At 70.4% G+C, this 16946-nt stretch carries 16 protein-coding genes; 11 read left to right on the top strand and 5 right to left on the bottom strand.

Annotation, left to right across the window (positions count from 1 at the left end):
* The first annotated feature begins 192 nt into the window (after positions 1-192).
* Positions 193-1152 carry a DMT family transporter gene (locus tag VP06_RS27530; RefSeq protein WP_048466994.1) on the top strand — a complete coding sequence of 320 codons (960 nt, stop codon included), beginning with the start codon at positions 193-195 and terminating at the stop codon, positions 1150-1152.
* Positions 1153-1604: 452 nt separating this feature from the next.
* Here VP06_RS27530 and VP06_RS27525 read toward each other — a convergent pair whose 3' ends face one another.
* A complete protein-coding gene (locus tag VP06_RS27525) occupies positions 1605-3383 on the bottom strand; it encodes a glucan ABC transporter ATP-binding protein/ permease (RefSeq protein ID WP_048466993.1) in 1779 nt (592 codons plus the stop codon).
* A gap of 278 nt (positions 3384-3661) precedes the next feature.
* Here VP06_RS27525 and VP06_RS27520 point away from each other — a divergent pair, with 278 nt between their 5' ends.
* Both VP06_RS27520 and VP06_RS27515 read left to right on the top strand, forming a co-directional pair.
* Positions 3662-4435, top strand: a complete 774-nt coding sequence (locus VP06_RS27520; protein WP_048466992.1) for a motility protein A — start codon at positions 3662-3664, stop codon at positions 4433-4435.
* 185 nt (positions 4436-4620) lie between these two features.
* The gene (locus VP06_RS27515; RefSeq protein WP_048466991.1) at positions 4621-5451 is read left to right on the top strand and encodes an OmpA/MotB family protein; all 831 of its coding nucleotides are present in this window, start codon (positions 4621-4623) and stop codon (positions 5449-5451) included.
* Between the two features lie 219 nt (positions 5452-5670).
* Here VP06_RS27515 and VP06_RS36755 read toward each other — a convergent pair whose 3' ends face one another.
* From VP06_RS36755 to VP06_RS27505, 3 genes are all read right to left on the bottom strand, one after another.
* Positions 5671-5823: a hypothetical protein gene (locus VP06_RS36755; protein ID WP_156295807.1), complete on the bottom strand. Its 153-nt coding sequence runs from the start codon at positions 5821-5823 to the stop codon at positions 5671-5673.
* A gap of 209 nt (positions 5824-6032) precedes the next feature.
* Positions 6033-6542, bottom strand: coding sequence for a CAP domain-containing protein (locus VP06_RS27510; RefSeq protein ID WP_425350955.1), 510 nt, complete (start codon positions 6540-6542; stop codon positions 6033-6035).
* A gap of 32 nt (positions 6543-6574) precedes the next feature.
* Positions 6575-9250 (bottom strand): DUF3772 domain-containing protein, encoded by a 2676-nt coding sequence (locus tag VP06_RS27505; protein WP_048466990.1) that lies wholly within the window; start codon positions 9248-9250, stop codon positions 6575-6577.
* A 701-nt stretch (positions 9251-9951) separates the two neighbouring features.
* On the opposite strand from VP06_RS27505, the gene VP06_RS27500 reads away from it, so the two are divergent.
* From VP06_RS27500 to VP06_RS27465, 8 genes are all read left to right on the top strand, one after another.
* Positions 9952-10500, top strand: a complete 549-nt coding sequence (locus VP06_RS27500; RefSeq protein ID WP_048431169.1) for an HNH endonuclease — start codon at positions 9952-9954, stop codon at positions 10498-10500.
* Between the two features lie 195 nt (positions 10501-10695).
* Positions 10696-11076, top strand: a complete 381-nt coding sequence (locus VP06_RS27495; RefSeq protein ID WP_053082064.1) for a hypothetical protein — start codon at positions 10696-10698, stop codon at positions 11074-11076.
* Between the two features lie 102 nt (positions 11077-11178).
* On the top strand, positions 11179-11559 hold the full coding sequence (locus VP06_RS27490; RefSeq protein ID WP_245291334.1) for a hypothetical protein: 381 nt from the start codon (positions 11179-11181) through the stop codon (positions 11557-11559).
* Between the two features lie 145 nt (positions 11560-11704).
* Entirely contained in the window at positions 11705-12373 is a 669-nt protein-coding gene (locus VP06_RS27485) for a DUF4142 domain-containing protein (protein WP_048466989.1), read from the top strand.
* Between the two features lie 565 nt (positions 12374-12938).
* On the top strand, positions 12939-13457 hold the full coding sequence (locus tag VP06_RS27480) for a Spy/CpxP family protein refolding chaperone (protein ID WP_053082063.1): 519 nt from the start codon (positions 12939-12941) through the stop codon (positions 13455-13457).
* Between the two features lie 307 nt (positions 13458-13764).
* A complete protein-coding gene (locus tag VP06_RS27475; protein WP_053082062.1) occupies positions 13765-14091 on the top strand; it encodes a hypothetical protein in 327 nt (108 codons plus the stop codon).
* A 165-nt stretch (positions 14092-14256) separates the two neighbouring features.
* Positions 14257-15123: a branched-chain amino acid aminotransferase gene (locus VP06_RS27470; RefSeq protein WP_048466988.1), complete on the top strand. Its 867-nt coding sequence runs from the start codon at positions 14257-14259 to the stop codon at positions 15121-15123.
* 71 nt (positions 15124-15194) lie between these two features.
* Positions 15195-16292 carry a calcium:cation antiporter gene (locus tag VP06_RS27465; RefSeq protein WP_048466995.1) on the top strand — a complete coding sequence of 366 codons (1098 nt, stop codon included), beginning with the start codon at positions 15195-15197 and terminating at the stop codon, positions 16290-16292.
* A gap of 19 nt (positions 16293-16311) precedes the next feature.
* Here VP06_RS27465 and VP06_RS27460 read toward each other — a convergent pair whose 3' ends face one another.
* A complete protein-coding gene (locus tag VP06_RS27460; RefSeq protein ID WP_048466987.1) occupies positions 16312-16911 on the bottom strand; it encodes a hypothetical protein in 600 nt (199 codons plus the stop codon).
* Between the last annotated feature and the right edge of the window lie 35 nt (positions 16912-16946).

Genomic DNA, 16946 nt, shown 5'->3' with positions numbered 1-16946 from the left:
TCTCGACCCTAAGTCCGTCGGCCGCGACCGACGGACTTAGGGTCGAGACCCGATCAGCGTGACCGCATGAGGGGCTGCCGTGGGTGGAGCACCGGTCGAGGTGGAAAGGAGACGGACATTCGAGGGCAGGAAACGGGAAGCACGTCACCCTGGCGACCGCGTAGGACGGGTTGAGCCAGCGAGAGATCCGTGATGCCACCTGCCGTCAACCGCACGATGTCCGCGCCCGAATGGGCGATGCTCCTGAGCCTTTCCGTCCTCTGGGGTGGATCGTTCTTCTTCACAGGCGTGGCGCTCTCCGCCCTGCCGCCATTCACACTCGTCGTCCTGCGCGTCGGGCTTGCCGCGGTGATTCTGAACGCCCTCGTCCCCCTGCTGGGTCTCAGGATGCCGCGCGAGGCTCGGGTCTGGGCCGCCTTCTTCGGCATGGGCCTGCTCAACAACGCGGTGCCCTTCTGCCTCATCGTGTGGGGCCAGACCCATATCGTCTCCGGGCTCGCCGCCATCCTGAACGCGACCACGCCGCTCTTCACCGTGGTCGCTGCGCACATGCTCACCTCGGACGAGACGATGACCGGCAATCGTCTCGTCGGTGTACTCGTCGGTCTTGCTGGCGTCGCCGTGATGGTCGGGCCTGTCGTGCTCGCTGGCCTCGGTGCCGACCTCTTGGCGCAAGTCGCCGTCCTCGGAGCGGCCTTGTCCTACGCCTTTGCCGGCATCTTCGGGCGGCGCTTCCGGCGCATGGGCGTTCCGCCCCTCGCGACGGCCGCAGGGCAGGTGACGGCGTCCACGCTCATGCTGCTGCCCGTCGCCCTCGTCGTGGATCGGCCCTGGACCTTGCCCGTTCCGGGCGCGTCGGTGTGGGGTGCTGTCCTGGGAATCGCAGCCTTGTCGACGGCGCTTGCCTATGTGCTCTACTTCCGCATCCTGGCGACCGCAGGGGCAACCAACCTCCTTCTCGTCACCTTCCTGATCCCGATCTCGGCCATCCTGCTCGGTGCGCTCGTGTTGGGCGAGCGTCTTGATGTGCGGCACTCTCTCGGGATGGTCTTCATCGGATGCGGTCTCGCCGCCATCGACGGCCGTCTCTTGCAGCGGGTCCGGGCTCCACGACCCGACGCACCCGACATCGACCAGGGACGAGACATCTAAGCAGATTTCGCCGGAGGGGTCACCGGGTCGACGGGTAAAATCTGCGATGCAACAAGACCCTAAGCGGGCGACGCATTGGCCTGCCAACGCAAGTCTGCTGAGGTGGCCGAGACGGCACCGTCCGCTCAGTGTCGAGAACCGACCTGCACGCGGTCAAGCCGAACAGGGTTTTGACCGCAGGCCAGCCGTCGCCCGGGCCAGCGACCGGCAGAGATGCACGGGACGACCGGCGAGTGCGCCACCGGACGGGTTCATCCCTCCCGGTCCTCGCTCACCCTCGACAGCGTGCCAGCCTCCTGGCCATTCCGGGACCGCGGAGGCGGAAGACCGGAACGACGAGGGAGGGTGCCGGCCCCACCAGCAGTCCGGCCGGAAGGAAATGAATTCCCACCCCTTCGAACAACCAATGCGAGAAGGGGCAGGCTCTCGCCTGCTCCTCGGAGCGCCTGTCGTCACGCCGCCAGGGCGTATTCGCCCGTCTGCGGCTCGGCCGCCATGAACTGGGCCCGGGCGAGGTCGGCGAAGCGGCCGTCCTGGGCGACCAGCTCGTCGAAGGTGCCGCTCTCGACGATCCGGCCCTCGTGGAAGACCAGGATGCGGTCGGCGTCGCGGATGGTCGACAGGCGATGGGCGATCACGAAGGTGGTGCGCCCCTCCATCACCGCCTCCAGGGCGCCCTGGAGCTTGCGCTCGGTGGCGGCGTCGAGCGCGCTCGTCGCCTCGTCGAGGATCAGGACGGGCGGGTTCTTCAGGAGCGCCCGGGCGATCGAGAGCCGCTGGCGCTCGCCGCCCGACAGCGACCGGCCGCGCTCGCCGATGACCGTGTCGAGCCCGTCGGGCTGGCGCGCCATGAATTCCGACGCCTGGGCCCGCTCCAGCGCATCGAGCATCTCGGCATCGGTGGCGTCGGGCCGGCCAACCTGGAGGTTCTCGCGGATCGAGCGGGCGAACAGCATCGGCTCCTGGAACACCACGCCGATGTTGTGGCGCAAGGAGGAGAGGCCGATGTCGCGAAGATCCTCGCCGTCGATGCGGATCGTGCCGGCATCCGGGTCGAAGGCGCGGTGCAGAAGCCCCAGCGTCGTCGACTTGCCGGAGCCGGTGGTGCCGACGAGCGCCACCGTCTCGCCGGCATGGGCCGTGAACGACACCCCGTCGAGGGCCGGGCGGCGGCCGTCATAGGAGAAGCGCACGTCCTCGAACGACACGTCGCCGGACAGCCGCGCCACTGACCTAGCGCCGGGCCGGTCGTGGACGGCCGGCATGGTGTCGAGGATCTCGAAGAATTCCTGCATCTTGGGCGCTTGCAGGAACAGGCTGTTGACGAAGGCGACGACCTGGTCGAGCCGGGTGACCAGCATCGTGGCGAGGCTCATGAACGAGACCACGTCGCCGACCGTCGCGAGGCCGTGGCCGTGCAGCACGATGCCGGTGACGAAGATCGCCGTCATCGTCAGGGTCGCCGAGGCGCGGGTGGCCATGGAGGCGAGCGCCCACCAGGACAGGACCGGGATCTGGGCGGCGAGAAGGTCGCGGATGATGCCGTGCATCGCCTCCTTCTCGGCCTTGGCGCGGGTGAAGGACTGGATCACCGCGACGTTGCCGAGCGCGTCCGAGGCATGGGCCGCAAGGCCCGAATGATACGCCTCGACCTTGCCTTGCAGGGTCTCGGTGCGGCGCAGGACGAAGGTGGTGAGCGCGGTGAACACCACCATCAGGGCGACCAGGATCGAGCCGAGCTGCCAGTTGAGAAACAGCGTCATCGGCAGGAGCACGACCAGGGAGACGAGCGCGGCGCAATGATCGCGGAAGAAGCCGAGCCAGGTCGCCGCCATGCCGCTCGTGCCCTCCAGCATCGCCTTCAGCACCCGGCCGGAATGGTTGGCCGAGTGGAAGGCGAGCGGCAGGTCGAGGACGTGCTCGAAGTAGTTCGCCATCGCCGACAACCGGCTGCGATGGGTGAGCCGGTCGGCATGGAGGGCGATCAGCACCCCGGCGCCGATCGAGAACAGCCCGAACGCCACCCAGAGGGCGACGAGGCCGAGCAGGCCCGAGGTGCCCGCGCCCCCGGCGGGCATGTGGGTGAGGCGGTCGATGATGCGGCCGAACAAGACCGGCTCGGCGAAGGCCGCCACCGCCAGGGCGACGTTGGCGGCGGCCAGAAGCGCCCCGAGGCGCAGATCGGGCCCGAGCTGGCCCATGACCCGAACGTAGAGCCTGATCAACCGCATGGACGGTGAATCCCGATGAGATGGCCTTGTGACGCGGCCCGGGCGCTTGCCCGCCGCCTGCCCCGCGCGCGGCCTGTTGTGGCGGCCGTTCGATCGCATGCTCACCGGTATGGCCGAGGCTCGCTGAACGGCGCATGACGATGCCCGCCTGCGGAGCGGCATTTTTACCGTTCGTTGAGCCTGTTGCCCGTAATCTCCGGGATAGGACACACGCGACGTCCGATGACGGCCCCGCAGCCGCGGGGCCGCGCGACGGTGCATGAAGGGGCCGAGCTCAGATGGATATCGCAACCGGCGCCGGCCTCGTCGGCGGCATCGCGGTCGTGATCGTGCTCATCATGATCGATGGCGGCAACTTCGCCGCCTATTTCGACAAGCACGCGGTGATCGTGATCTTCGGCGGCGCCACCGCCGCCACCATGCTGCGCTTCCCGTTCTCGGTCATCGTCCACGGCGTGCCGATGGGCCTGCGCTACGCCTTCAACATGCGGGCGGTGCGCCCGCGCGAGCTGATCGACGAGATCACCAAGGTCGCCGACGTGGTGAAGCGCCAGGGTCCGATGGCGATCGAGAACCTCGAGATCTCGGACCCGTTCCTGGCCCAGGGCATGCGCTACATCGCCGACGGCTATGACCGCGAGTTCATCCGCGACACGATGGAACGCGATCGCGACAACTTCCTGATGCATCTCGACGAAGGCTCGAAGGTCTACCGCGCCTTCGGCGACTGCGCCCCGGCCTGGGGCATGATCGGCACGATTCTCGGCATGGTGACGATGTTCGCCAACATGTCCGACCCCTCGAAGCTCGGCCCCGCCATGGCGACCGCCCTGCTCGCCACGCTCTACGGCGCGCTCATCGCCAACATGATCACCCTGCCGATCGCCGACAAGCTGCACGTCAAGCTTGAGGAGGAGGACGTGTCCCGCACGCTCATCATCGACGGGGTGCTGCTGATCCGCGATTCAAAGAGCGCCTCGCTGGTGCGCGAGATGCTGATCGCCTACCTGCCCCACAATCACCGTGACGAAATGGCCGCCGAGGCGGCCTGACGCACCGTGACGAAATCGCCGCCGAGGCGGCCTGACGCACCATGACGAAATCGCCGCCGAGGCAGCCTGACCCATCGTGACGAGACGGCCGCCGAGGCGGACCGGGGCACCGTGAGGACCGGGCCGTGGCAGCGGCGCGAGCGAGTGCCGGCTTCGAGCGCGCGCCCTTCGAGGAGACCTGAGCGGTGGCTAGAAAGAAGCGCGGGGCCCATGGCGGCCACGGCTGGTTCGTGACCTTCGCGGACCTGATGGCGCTGTTGATGAGCTTCTTCGTCATGATCGCCGCCTACTCGACCCAGGACCAGAAGAAGCTCCAGGCGGTGGCGGGCTCGATGCGCGATGCCTTCGGCACGAACCGGGAATCACGCTTCAACGGCATCATCGAGAAGAACGGCCTGCCCTCCTCCACCAAGCTGCGCGACACCCGCGACATCCCGCCGGAAAAGTCCTCCGACCGCGTCGAGCCGCCGACCCCGGACGAGGTCCTGGCCGACGGGATCCAGCACAACGCCTACAAGGAGGGCTTCGGCCTCGCCATGACCTCGCTGCGGCAGGCGTTGCAGGACCTGCCGGAGATCGCGGAACTGTCGAAGAGCATCGTGATCGAGGTGACGGCGCGGGGCCTCGACATCTCGCTCGTCGACCAGGACAACCGCTCGATGTTCCCGGAGGGCTCGACCCGGCCGAACGACCGCACCCGGCAGGTGCTGGAGCGGATCGTCCCGACCTTGCGCCGGCTGCCGAACCGCATCGCGGTGACCGGCTACACCGCCGCCGACCGTCCCGGGCGCCGCCCCGCCGCGCCGCCCTGGGAGCTGTCCGCCGGCCGCGCGGTCACCGTGCGGGAGATCCTGGCCGGCAGCGGCCTGCCCGCCGACCGCTTCGCCGCGGTCTCCGGCAAGGCGGATACGGAGCCGCTGTTTCCCGACAACCCCTACCTGCCGGCGAACCGCCGGGTGACGGTGACGCTGCTGAACGAGGCGCCGCCGACACCGCGGGGCAGCGGTTTCCCGTGAGCCGGGCCGGGAGACGACCCGCCACGCCCGGCGTGCCGTCCCGGAGCATCGGCTGTCCGAGCCTGACGGATCAACGTCGCACTCCTGCCGGATGAGGCGCATGATCTCGGCCGCGCGACAAGGTCCGTCCGTGATTCGAGACCGGTGTGACATTTCAGCGGAGGTTCATCGCGTCAGAGGCTCGCCGGAATGCCGGCGAATCTCTGGGTTGCAAGCAGCTTAAAGCCACGACATCGCCAGGATGGCGCCGACGACGACGAAGAGCGCGATGCCGATGGGCAGGGCTGGGTGCATACGGCGGGTGTCGCGGTTCGGCTCCTCGGTCTCGTAATCGTCCCAGACCGTATCGCGGTAACCAGGCTGCGGGGCCACACGTCGTCCCTCCATTGGGGAACATGGCATACCGCGACACACCTCGTTGCAGAACCACCCGCCTGCTTATGTACTGAACTGGTCCTTAAACGCCCGCATCGCTCCCGGTCGCCCACGCCGGAACCTCGGGCGCAGGGAACACGCCCCCGGACAGGAACCACCGCGGGCGGATGCGCCCTGCTCCAGGCTGGCCTGTGCGGACAGCGCCGCTACTTCGCCACCAGCAACGCCCAATACACCTTGTACTTCGATCCCGGCGCATAGGCCGTTGCGATGCCCATCCGGGTCGCCGTCGGGTCGAGCATCACGGCATTGTGGGACGGACTGTCGCGCCATCCCGAAAACGCCTCCGCGAGCGTGTGGTAGCCGGCCGAGAGGTTGGCGGCTGGCTCCGGGAAGCCCATCCGGGCGGCCACCGTCTTGACGATGTCGGCCTGGCTCGGGCGGCCGGCGGCGGCCATGGCGGCGGTTTCGGTCTCGGCGAGGCGCTGGAGACCGGGATCGAGGGCGAGCGGCGGCAGACCCTTGTTGCGGCGATAGGTGGCGATCATGTCGCGGGCCGCGCTGGCGTCGATCTGCGCGCCCGTCGCCGCCATCGGCCAGTACAGGCTCGGTCCCGCCGCCCCGGTCGAACCCCGCGTCGCCTCGCTCGCCGAGCAGGCGGCGAGGGCGAGCGGAAGGACCAGGAGAGCGACACGCCGGAGGGCGGGGCGCTTGATGCCGATAGGCTCGGGCGCGGCGGGAGGGGGGGTCACGGCACGGTCTCGGGGGTTCGGCGACGCTCGGCCTCGGGCTCGACGCGGGCCTCGCTTCGGGTCTCGGGGCGGAAGGCGGCAGGATTCGTCATGCGGGCGATCTGCCCCATGGCGTCCTGCATCGCGTCCAGCCCCTGGACCGTGACGATGCTCGCACCAGGTCCGAGAGTGGGGATGAGACCCTCGTCCGACAAGATCTTGAACACCGCAAAGTTGAGGTCGCTCTGCACCTTCAGCTGCGAGCCGACATCGGCGATCATCGCGATCAGCTCGAATTCGAGGAAGGGATCGCCGATCTTGCGGAACACCACCCGGGGCGGCGGCTCCTTCAGCACGTCCGGATGCGCCTTGGCACAGCCGGCAATCAGCTCGGCGGCGCGGACCGGATCCTGGTTGCGCAGGACGCTGACCGTGATGGTGACCCGGCCGGTGCGATCGCCCCGCACCCGGTTCTTCACCACGCCGGAGATCAGATTCGAATTCGGCACGATGACCGAGGAGCGGTCGAAGGTCTGGATCTCGGTCGAGCGCACGCTGATGCGCCGGACATAGCCCTCGTTGTCGCCGATCACCACGAGGTCGCCGACCCGGATCGGCCGCTCCCAGAGCAGCAGCAGGCCGGAGACGAAGTTGTTGACGATCGATTGCAGGCCGAAGCCGATACCGACCGACAGGGCGCCGGCGACGATGGTGAGCTTTTCCAGGCTCAGGCCCAGATACGAGAAGGCGAGCGCCAGGGTGAGCAGGAAGCCGACATAGCCGCTCACCGTCGAGATCGAGTTGCGCAGCCCCGGGTCGAGGTCGGTGGCCGGCAGGTAGGTGTTCTCGAGCCAGCGCTGGATCGTCTTGGTGACGACGAGGCCGAGGGTGAACAGCCCGATGGCGATGGCGATGGTGGAGAGCGAGATCGTCACCCCGCCGACCGTGAAGCCGAAGAACGCCGCTTGCGCCCAGGTGAAGAGGTCGGTCGAATCGACGCCCCACGAGGCGAGCAGCAGCACCCCGGCGGCGGTGAGCAGCAGCACCCGGACGGCGCCCGAGATCAGCACCGCGATCTGGTTGAGCGAGCGCTTGCGCAGCCCGGTATTGGCCTGGAGCGCCGTGGCGATGCGGGACTCTTCCTGGAGGGCCGAGCTGACGACCGCGTCGACGCTCGCGATCGCCAGGTAGAGCATCGCCGCGGCGATCGCGGTCCACATCAGCTGATCGATCAGGAACGACGACAGGGCGATGTAGCCGACGAGGGCCGAGGCGCCGATCGCCGCCACCACGATCCAGCCGAGGATCCGCAGGGGACCGCCGATTCCGGAATGGGATTCCGCGGCGATGTAGGGACCGAGGCAAGCCTCGTCGGCCTCCTCGGCCCGGGCGGCGAAGCGGCGCAGGCCCTCGGCCATCACCACCGCGACGACGGCCGCGAACACCCCCTTGGTCGCGATGGTGATCGGCAGGCTGAGCGAGATGCCCTCGTTCAGACCCTCGATGCTGCGGCCGACCGCGATCACCGACGCGATGGCGACGATGAGACGGTTCAGCCGCTCCGCGGTGGCGTCGGTCATCGCGACGAGGCGCCAGGCCGGGCGGTCGGGTGAGAGCAGGGCATCGGCCATCGCCTCGACCACCGCCACGAAGGCGAGCGACGCGACGATCCGGTGGACGGCCGGCAGCAGGCGCGCCGGCAACAGCTCGGTGACGTCGAGGGTGTAGCCGACGAGGAAGCTGCCGAGCACCGCCGGCACCGCGCCGACGAGAAAGACCCGCCAGGCCGCCAGCACCTTGGCGTAGCGGGTCGGTTGCGCGGTCTTGGACGAACGGTGCCCGACCCGCGGAGCGATGTGCCGGCGCCCGACATAGAGCGCCATCGAGACGCCGATCGCCAGCGCGAGCAGGGACAGGGTGAGCGCCGTGCCCCGGCGCTGGACCTGGGTGATCGAGTCGTCGAGGGAGGATTTCAGCGCCCGTAGGTCGCGGCCGTAATCGCTGGTGGCGCGCAGCCACAGGTTCGGACTCACCAGGCCGTCGGTGCGCTCGAACAGGGCGCGGGTGAAGGCGGCACGGCGGCGGTTGCTGATCTGGTCGGTGATCTGGTCGCTCTGGACCAGGAGCGACCGGGCCAGCCGCAGGGTGTCGTCGATTTCGGCGACGCCGGCCTCGCGCTGGGCCCGTTCCTGGGCCACGTCGGCGCCCTCGGGTTCCTTCGGCTTCGGGCCGAGCTGGGTCAGGCGCTCCTTGGCGGCGTCGAGCCGGGGGCCGAGTTGCTCGACGACCTGCCGCAGGCGATCGGCCACCGGCGGGATGCCCTCGCGCAGGAGGGCGAGGTCGTCCTTGTTCAGCTCGCGGTGGGTCAGGGCCTGCTCGCGCTGGTCGAGGTCGGCCTTCTCGGCGTCGAGCTGGGCGCGGATCTGCTTGATCTGCTCGGAGATCGGGGTCTGCGGCGGCGGCTTCGGGGCGTCCTTGGATGTGTCCTTGGGTGCGTCCTTGGGCGCCTCGGCCGGTGTGGCGGCGGGCTGGGCGGCGGGCTTCGCCTCTCCCTTGACCGCATCCGCCTTGCCGGCCGGCGCCTGCGCGACGATGGCCCGCTCCGGCTTCGCCACGTGTCCCTGCGCCGCCGCGAGCCCGGGGCTCAGCAGCACCGCCGCCAGGGCGATCGTCCATCGGCGAAGCTGTCTCATGCACACTCCTTCTCACCCGCAGGCCGGGCGCGCCTCCCGGCGGCCCGGACCGGCCGGCCCTCTCATCGGCCCTCTGGCCGGTCGTCCCGCCACGACCGGCCAGAGGGCCGATGAGAGGGCCGGCCGGTCCGCGCGACGGGGTCGGTTCGAGCCCTCTACCTAGGTCACCCACCCGGCAGCGCAAACCGGACGGGAGGCCACGCGCCGGGCGCGGCATCGCGGATCAATGGGGCGAAAATCGGTGTCGGGCGGCGCCCGCTCGACGCGGCTGCCGGGCCGGAACCGCGGAAGACGCGGGTCCCACCCGGGCCGCCGGAGGGCCGTCCCAGCGGCGGCGGCGGCCTGTGGGCGGCGATGGCGCGTGAGGCGTGACGAGACGCCCCGGAGCGGAACCTTCACAACCCTGTCATGCTGCTATTAGACTAAGCCTCAATGGACACGGCCTTTTCGTTCTGCTGCGGGAGGATGTCGGTGATCGCCCCTCATCGGCAGCCCAGACGGCGCCCGGATCGCATCCCGGCCAGGCCCCACGGCGTCCGCTCCCCGAGCGGCCGTGGCGGGCATCCGCCGTGTCTCCCCACTCTCCCCGACCGGCTCGGAGGATAGGCGATGGTCCCCATCTCCTCTCCCGGCGAGCGACGCGAGGACCGGCATGGCGCCGGCTCCCCTCGCGGTGGTCGGCCCGTCGCCAGGGCAGGATGATGCTGGATCTTCAAACCCTCGTGCTCAACGCGGATTACCGGCCGCTCTCGTACAACCCGCTGTCGCTGTGGTCGTGGAAGGATGCGTTCACGGCCCTGTTCCTCGACCGTGTCACCCTGGTGGCGAGCTACGACGTCGAGGCCCGCTCCCCCAGCCGCTCGCTGCGGGTGCCCAGCGTGGTGGCGCTCAAGAGCTACGTCGCCATGGCGCGCAGCCCCGCCTTCACGCGCTACAACATCTACCTGCGCGACACGTTCTCGTGCCAGTATTGTGGTCTGCGCCTGCCCTCGGGCGGCCTGACCTTCGACCACGTGGTGCCGCGCTCCCGCGGCGGCCTGTCGAGCTGGGAGAACGTGGTCGCCGCGTGCAGCCCGTGCAACCTGCGCAAGGCCAACCGCACCCCCGAGGAGGCCGAGATGCCCCTCCTCAACGAGCCGCGCCGGCCGAGCCGCCACGAGCTGCACCGCCGCCAGCCGGAATTCGACCACCGCCAGTACCACCACACCTGGATCGACTACCTGTACTGGGACAGCGAGCTGGAGACCTGAGCGGGGCGGCGGCGCCGCCGCTGGGAACGACCTTGCGGGCACGACGTGATGTCCTGCGCCCGTCGTCAGGACCGAGCGGAGCCATGCCTCTCGCGGCGGTCGCGCACGCATCCCGCATTCGGGGACGGAATTCCGCGCCTTCCAGGCGGAGCGGCCGGACGACGAGCGCTGGGAATCGATCGAGGGGTTCCGGTCATGATGACGCTGCGCCTGATGGAGCACAACGTCATCGCGACGAACCTCCAGACCCTGCTCAATGCCGCGCTCCGCGACCATCACGACAGCCTCTCCGCCGTCCAGCGGCCCGGCATCGAGTTCCCCTGGCCCCGACCCATCCTGGCGGAGATGGAACGGAATGGCGCCGATCAGCCCGAGCCGGTTGTCGATGATGACGATGCGGTCGGGGGCAAGCGCTTCACCGACACCGCGTCCCTGCTCGCCGAGGTGGTCTCCAGCACCGACCAGGACCTGACGCCGGTCGGCGGGGTGCGCTGGATCGGCGTGACGGTCAGGCTCGACCGGGACACGCGCCGGCAGCCGCGGCGGGGCAGGACCGCACCGAACCCGACCGCCTGACCGCGCGACACCCTGGAGCGACCGACACGGTTTGCGCTACACGCTGGACGCTTGTCCCGTCGAGGCCGCGCCGTCGCGCGGCCCGCCAGCGCCGAAAGCCGCATGCCGCACACGACCGTGACCGACGCCTCCGCGCCCGCCCGCCGCCGCCGTGACTGGCCGGGGCTCTTCCTGCGCGCCGTGCTCTCGCTGTTCCTCGGCTTGCCGCTGGGCGGCCTGCTCTTCGCCCTGACCGGGCTCGGGCTCGCGATCGTCACCGACGACCCGCTGCTCCAGCATCCTTGGCTGCTCACCTTCCGCACCCTGGCGGCGGCCGTCTCCTATGTGTTCCTGGGCGGCTTCGCCTGGACGCCGGAGGGCGGCTACGAGAGCCTGCACGCCTGGTACGCCGCCGGCGTGGTGCTGGCCTTCCTCCTGCTGAGCCGCCCGTGGCGGCGCTGGACCCGGCCCCAGCAGCCGGAGCCCTGGCCCCGGCAAGCCTGAGGCGGGCGCCGGGCCTGCGCGATAGTGCCGCGGCAACGAGCCGGGAGGCCGCGCGGCGGAACGCCGGCCGGGCAGGGAAATTACTCCCCTGGAGCATCATGGGCGGCAAGCGCCGGGATGCGCGCCCTCCACCGGAGCCACAGCCATGCACCGTCGCGACGTCCTGGTCAGCCTGCTTTCCGCCACGGCGGCCCTCGCGGTCACCCGCACCGCCGTGGCGCAACCGACACCGGCCGGTGCCATGCCGACGCCCCTCTACCTGGCAATGGCCACCAGGGGCGGCCTCTTCCTCGAGGCCACCGCGCGCGACGCCTTCGCCAAGACCGGCAACCCGCGGGTCAAGCGGTTCGCGCGGGCGGAGGTGACCGAGCAGGTCAACCTTGCCGACATGATCGATCGGGTGACCGGCGGCACCGTCGCGGTTCCGGTCGGCGGGGGCCAGCCGGGCCCCGGCGGGTTCGTCGGCGGCCTGGTCGCGGCGCCTCTGGCGGTCGCGGGCGGCGTGGCGGGCGCGGCGGCCGGCACGGTCGGGGCCGTGCTGGGGGCTCCCGGGGGCATGACCTCGGACGAGCAGAAAGCGCAGATCCAGGCGCAGCTTTCCGGCATGACGGGTGGTCCGCGCTACGATGCGGCCTTCCTCGACGCCTCGCTCCAGGGCCACCGGGAGGCGATGACGATCCACGGCGGCTACGCCCAGAGCGGCGAGGATCCGGCCCTGCGCCGCATCGCCCGCGGGGCCCTGCCGCTGATCCGGCTGCACATCGCGCAGCTCTCCCAGATGCAGCGGATGATCGGCGGTGGAGCCGAGGGATAAGGAACGAAGGGACGGGAACGCCGGGTGGGACTTGGCGCTCCCGTCATTCAGCATCGGACGCCGTCGGTACCATGACCGGCGCGCACAGGAGAGGCGTCCCCGACCCTAAGCAGATTTCGCCGAAGTGGTTACCGGTCCGGCGATAAAAATCTACGACAAAACAAGACCCTAAGCGGGCGAAGCGTTGGCCCGCCAACGCAAGCCTGCTTAGCGGCCGAGGGCGCCGCTCGTCGTCGGTCCTTCCGATCACTCTCGATCTCGGCCAGCAACGCCGGGTGCTCGCTAACCTGGCCACGGGCGAGCTTGGCGACGCCGAGATTCTCCCGGTCCTTTCCGGTGGCGGGGTCGGCGTTCTGGATCTTCACTCACGCCATCACGAAAAAAAGCGGTTCCAGCGTCGCCTTTCGGGCAGCGCGGCGGTGCTCGCGCGGAGCGCGGCGGCAGCCCCGGCGCCGACCGGCCCGGGGTGACGAAACCGTAATCCTCCGGCGAGATGCGGGCCATCCGGCCACGCTTAGTCTCCCTCCTCGACGGCCCGACGGGTGGCCGCACGAGGATCCGTGTCATGCAACGCACTCTCACCATCGGGGCTCTGGCCGGGATCCTGAGCGCGGGGATGCTCGGCGCCGCCCTGGCGCAGGCGCCCGATGCGGCCCGGCCGATGCAGCTCGCCCATGCGGGCGACATGCCGGGCCGCCACCGCCTGAGCGCCGAGGACATCCAGGCTTTCACCGATGCACGGGTCGCGGCCCTGCATGCCGGCCTGAAGCTCACCCCCGACCAGGAGAAGCTGTGGCCGCCGGTCGAGGATGCGATGCGCAACCTCGCCAAGGTCCGGCGCGACCAGCGCGAGGCCCGGCGCGGGCGCGACCACGATCCCGTGACGGAGGCTGCGCCGGACGCGATCCGGGCCCGGGCCGACGCTCTGGCGGCGCGGTCGGACGCCCTGCGCAAGCTTGCCGACGCCTCGCAACCGCTCTACGCCACCCTCGACCCGGCGCAGAAGCAGCGCGCCGCGATGCTGAGCCGGCCGATGCGGGCCGGCCACCATCCGGGCCAGCACCGCCACCACCGCGACGATTGATGACGGGTCCGGGCGACGGCCCGGACATGCTCCGCTCTCCCTCTCCGTTCCGTCTCGCCGCCCCGGCTCCCGCCCCGGGCGGCGCTGCCGCATCGGGCGCTCGCAACATTCCGCGCAATGCGGCCGCAATCCGGCCATGCCATACCGGACCACACGGTGAAGCTCGGCAAGGATCGGGACATCGTTGGGGAAACGCAGCGTGGCGGGGCGCGCGGCCGATCGGACTCCCAGCCGGGGCTGGGCGGCACGATCGACCCGGTCGACAAGCCGCCACGCCACACGGAACGGCATTCAGCGGGAGAGGCAGATGGACAACGTCATCCGTCCGGATTTCCAGCGCGCAGCCAAGGCCACGGCCGGCGAGACGAAGGCGCCCCGCGCCGCCGGTCCCGTGCAATACGTCAAGACATATGGCGAGGTCGGCCCGCACGCCGTGTCCCTGGTCCGCGCCCGCTCCGGTCCGCAGCGCGGCGTGTACCAGGTCGTGATCGACACGCCCCACGGGCAGATCGGCCCGGTGGGCGTCGAGCCGGCGACCAAGGACGGCATGTTCGATGCCGACCGCGTCGGCATGGCGGTGATCCGCACCCTCGAATTGCTGGCCGAACGCTCCGGCGACTTCGACGTCGCCTGACGCCGGGCTGCGCCCGTCTCGGCATTCCGGCGAGGCCGGCGCCGCGACGCGGCGAGGCGGCCGCATGGGGGACACGCCCCCTCCCCGTCCCCCGAAGGCCGCGTCGCGTGGACAGCCGGCGCCGGGCCGCGCCATCATGCGGGGACGACGAGCGGGAGCGGATGGATGGCCGGGACGAGCGGGACGAACGACACCTGGACCTATTTCGAGGGCGCCTGGCACCCGGGCAACGTGCGGATGATGGGGCCGCGCACCCATGCCGCCTGGCTCGCCTCGACGGTGTTCGACGGCGCCCGGGCCTTCGAGGGCGTGACCCCGGACCTCGACCTGCATCTTGCCCGGATCAACCGCTCGGCCGCCGCCTTCGGCCTCGAACCCGTGGTGGCGGAGGGCAGATGGGCCGAACTGGTCCGGGACGGACTCCGGCGCTTCGCGCCCGACACCGCGCTCTACATCCGGCCGATGTACTGGGCCGAAGCGGGGCTAGGCGGCGCGGTGCGGTTCGATCCGGCCTCGACCAAGTGGTGCCTGTGCCTCTACGAGGCGCCGATGCCGCCGCCGACCGGCTTCACCGCCACCCTGTCGCCGTTCCGGCGCCCGACGCCGGATGCCGCTCCCCTCGACGCCAAGGCCGGCTGCCTCTACCCCAACAGCGCCCGGGCGATCGCCGAGGCCGCCTCGCGCGGCTTCGGCAACGCCCTGATGCGCGACGCTTTGGGCAATGTCGCGGAATTCGCCACCGCCAACGTGCTGATGGCCAAGGGCGGCGTGGTCTACACGCCGGTGCCGAACGGCACGTTCCTCGCCGGCATCACCCGCGGGCGGGTGATCGCGCTCCTGCGCGAGGCGGGGGTCACGGTGGTGGAAAAGACCCTCACGGTCGACGACCTGATGGGAGCCGACGAGGTGTTGTCCGTCGGCAACTTCGCCAAGGTGGTGCCGGTGACCGCCCTCGACGGCCGGACCTTCGCGCCCGGCCCGCTGTTCCGCCAGGCCCGCGACCTGTACTGGACCTTCGCCCATCGGGGTTGATCCGCCTTTTCCCCCACGCTTGCCGCACTACCCTTATGGCAGCGCAAGCGAAGGGAGGGTCCGTGAAGCCGATGATGGTCGTGCGGTTGGCGGTGGCGTGGGCGACGGTGGCGGCCTTCGCGGTGTTCGGTGGGGGCTGGCTCGGGGGGCTCGACGCGCCGCTGGTGGCGGCGGGGCTGTTCGTGTGGCTCTTCTCCGTCATCCTGTGGTCGGCCTTCGGCGTGGTGCACGAGGCCGAGGAACTGGCCGACCGTCTCGGCGAGCCCTACGGCACCCTGATCCTGACGCTGTCGATCGTCATCATCGAGGTGGCGCTGGTGGCCGCCGTGATGCTCGGAGCCAAGGCCGCCCCGACCCTCGGGCGCGACACCATGTTCGCCGTCATCATGATCGTGATGAACGGCCTCGTCGGCGTCGGTCTGATCCTCGGCGGACTGCGCCACCACCGCCAGAACTACAATCTCGACGGCGCCGGCGCCTATCTGGCGGCGATCATTCCGCTCACCACCATCGCGCTCATCATCCCGAACTTCACCACCTCGACTCCGGACGGCTCGCTGACGGCGTTCCAGGCGGTGGCGTTCTCGGTGCTGACGGTGGTGCTCTACGGCATCTTCCTGCTGCTCCAGACCGGCCGGCACAGCGACTTCTTCACCGATTTCGTCGAGCCCGGCACCGTCGTGGAGACGAAGGCGCCTCACCCGGATGCCGGACGGGCCGCGATCCTGCGCCATGCCGGGCTTCTCGTCGTCAGCCTGCTGCCGATCGTGCTGCTGTCGAAGAGCCTGGCGACGATCCTCGACCACGGCATCAAGGCGCTCGGCGCGCCCTCGGCGCTCGGCGGCGTCATCATCGCGGCCATCGTCTTCACCCCGGAGGGCATCAGCGCCGTCAAGGCGATCCGGCGCGACCAGCTCCAGCGGGCGATCAACCTCTGCCTCGGCGCCGTGACCTCGACGGTCGGCCTCACCGTGCCGGCGGTGCTGGCGATCGGCCTCGTCTCGGGCCAGCGGGTGGTGCTGGGCCTCGCCCCGGCCGAGATGGCGGTGCTCGCCATGACGCTGCTGCTCAGCGTCATCACCTTCTCGCGCCAGGGCACGACGGTGCTGGAAGGCGCCGTCCACCTGGTGGTCTTCCTCGCCTACCTGACGCTGATCTTCAGCCCCTGACCGGCGGCGGCACAGGCCGTCAGACCTCGTAATCGCCCGGCGCGATGTCGGCGCTGCGCAGGAAGATCTGAAGCGCCGGCTGCATCGACCGGTGCAGCCGGGCAAGATCTCCACCCACCTCGCCGGCCGGCGCGCCGCCCAGCGCCCGGGTCATCGCCTCCGCCAGGGCGCCGGGCCCGTAAGGCGCCTCGGCGTCGACCGCCGGCACGCCCCTGGCCTCGTCCCACCCCATGGCGAGGCGGCGGATCAGGGCGATGTGCGGCGGGGCGATCTCGAACACGATCTGCTCGGGGGAGGTGCCGGCTGCCTCATCGCGAAACACGTCGGAGACGTGGGACAGGTCGAGCTTGGTCAGCGGGTTGTGATAGCTGTAGCGGCCGGGCTTGAGATCGGCATGGCGCAGGAAGGCGACGAGCGCCTCGCCCACCGCCCGATGCTCCTCCGCCGCGCCCTCATCGTCGCCGGTGACGTTGGCGATGTCGCCGTCGCGGTCGAGGCTGCCATAGGGCGCATCCGGGTGGATCACCGGGGCCCCCTGCCCCACCGGGTCCCAGGCCACGACCAGCCGCCGGATCAGGGCGATGCGCTCAAGCGTGATCTCGGTGGTGCGGCTGGTCATCGATGGGTCTCCGTGCGGAGCCCTCTGTAGAGCAT

Source organism: Methylobacterium aquaticum, assembly GCF_001043915.1.
In the GTDB taxonomy this organism is placed as follows: Bacteria; Pseudomonadota; Alphaproteobacteria; order Rhizobiales; family Beijerinckiaceae; genus Methylobacterium; species Methylobacterium aquaticum.
Note: the sequence above shows the minus strand (reverse complement) of the source record. Positions and strands in the feature narration are given on the sequence as shown.

Coding starts and splice junctions, on each gene's coding strand:
- VP06_RS27530 (WP_048466994.1), top strand. CDS start 193: ATGCCACCTGCCGTCAACCGCACGATGTCCGCGCCCGAATGGGCGATG.
- VP06_RS27525 (WP_048466993.1), bottom strand. CDS start 3,383: ATGCGGTTGATCAGGCTCTACGTTCGGGTCATGGGCCAGCTCGGGCCC.
- VP06_RS27520 (WP_048466992.1), top strand. CDS start 3,662: ATGGATATCGCAACCGGCGCCGGCCTCGTCGGCGGCATCGCGGTCGTG.
- VP06_RS27505 (WP_048466990.1), bottom strand. CDS start 9,250: ATGAGACAGCTTCGCCGATGGACGATCGCCCTGGCGGCGGTGCTGCTG.
- VP06_RS27500 (WP_048431169.1), top strand. CDS start 9,952: ATGCTGGATCTTCAAACCCTCGTGCTCAACGCGGATTACCGGCCGCTC.
- VP06_RS27495 (WP_053082064.1), top strand. CDS start 10,696: ATGATGACGCTGCGCCTGATGGAGCACAACGTCATCGCGACGAACCTC.
- VP06_RS27490 (WP_245291334.1), top strand. CDS start 11,179: ATGCCGCACACGACCGTGACCGACGCCTCCGCGCCCGCCCGCCGCCGC.
- VP06_RS27485 (WP_048466989.1), top strand. CDS start 11,705: ATGCACCGTCGCGACGTCCTGGTCAGCCTGCTTTCCGCCACGGCGGCC.
- VP06_RS27480 (WP_053082063.1), top strand. CDS start 12,939: ATGCAACGCACTCTCACCATCGGGGCTCTGGCCGGGATCCTGAGCGCG.
- VP06_RS27475 (WP_053082062.1), top strand. CDS start 13,765: ATGGACAACGTCATCCGTCCGGATTTCCAGCGCGCAGCCAAGGCCACG.
- VP06_RS27470 (WP_048466988.1), top strand. CDS start 14,257: ATGGCCGGGACGAGCGGGACGAACGACACCTGGACCTATTTCGAGGGC.
- VP06_RS27465 (WP_048466995.1), top strand. CDS start 15,195: ATGATGGTCGTGCGGTTGGCGGTGGCGTGGGCGACGGTGGCGGCCTTC.
- VP06_RS27460 (WP_048466987.1), bottom strand. CDS start 16,911: ATGACCAGCCGCACCACCGAGATCACGCTTGAGCGCATCGCCCTGATC.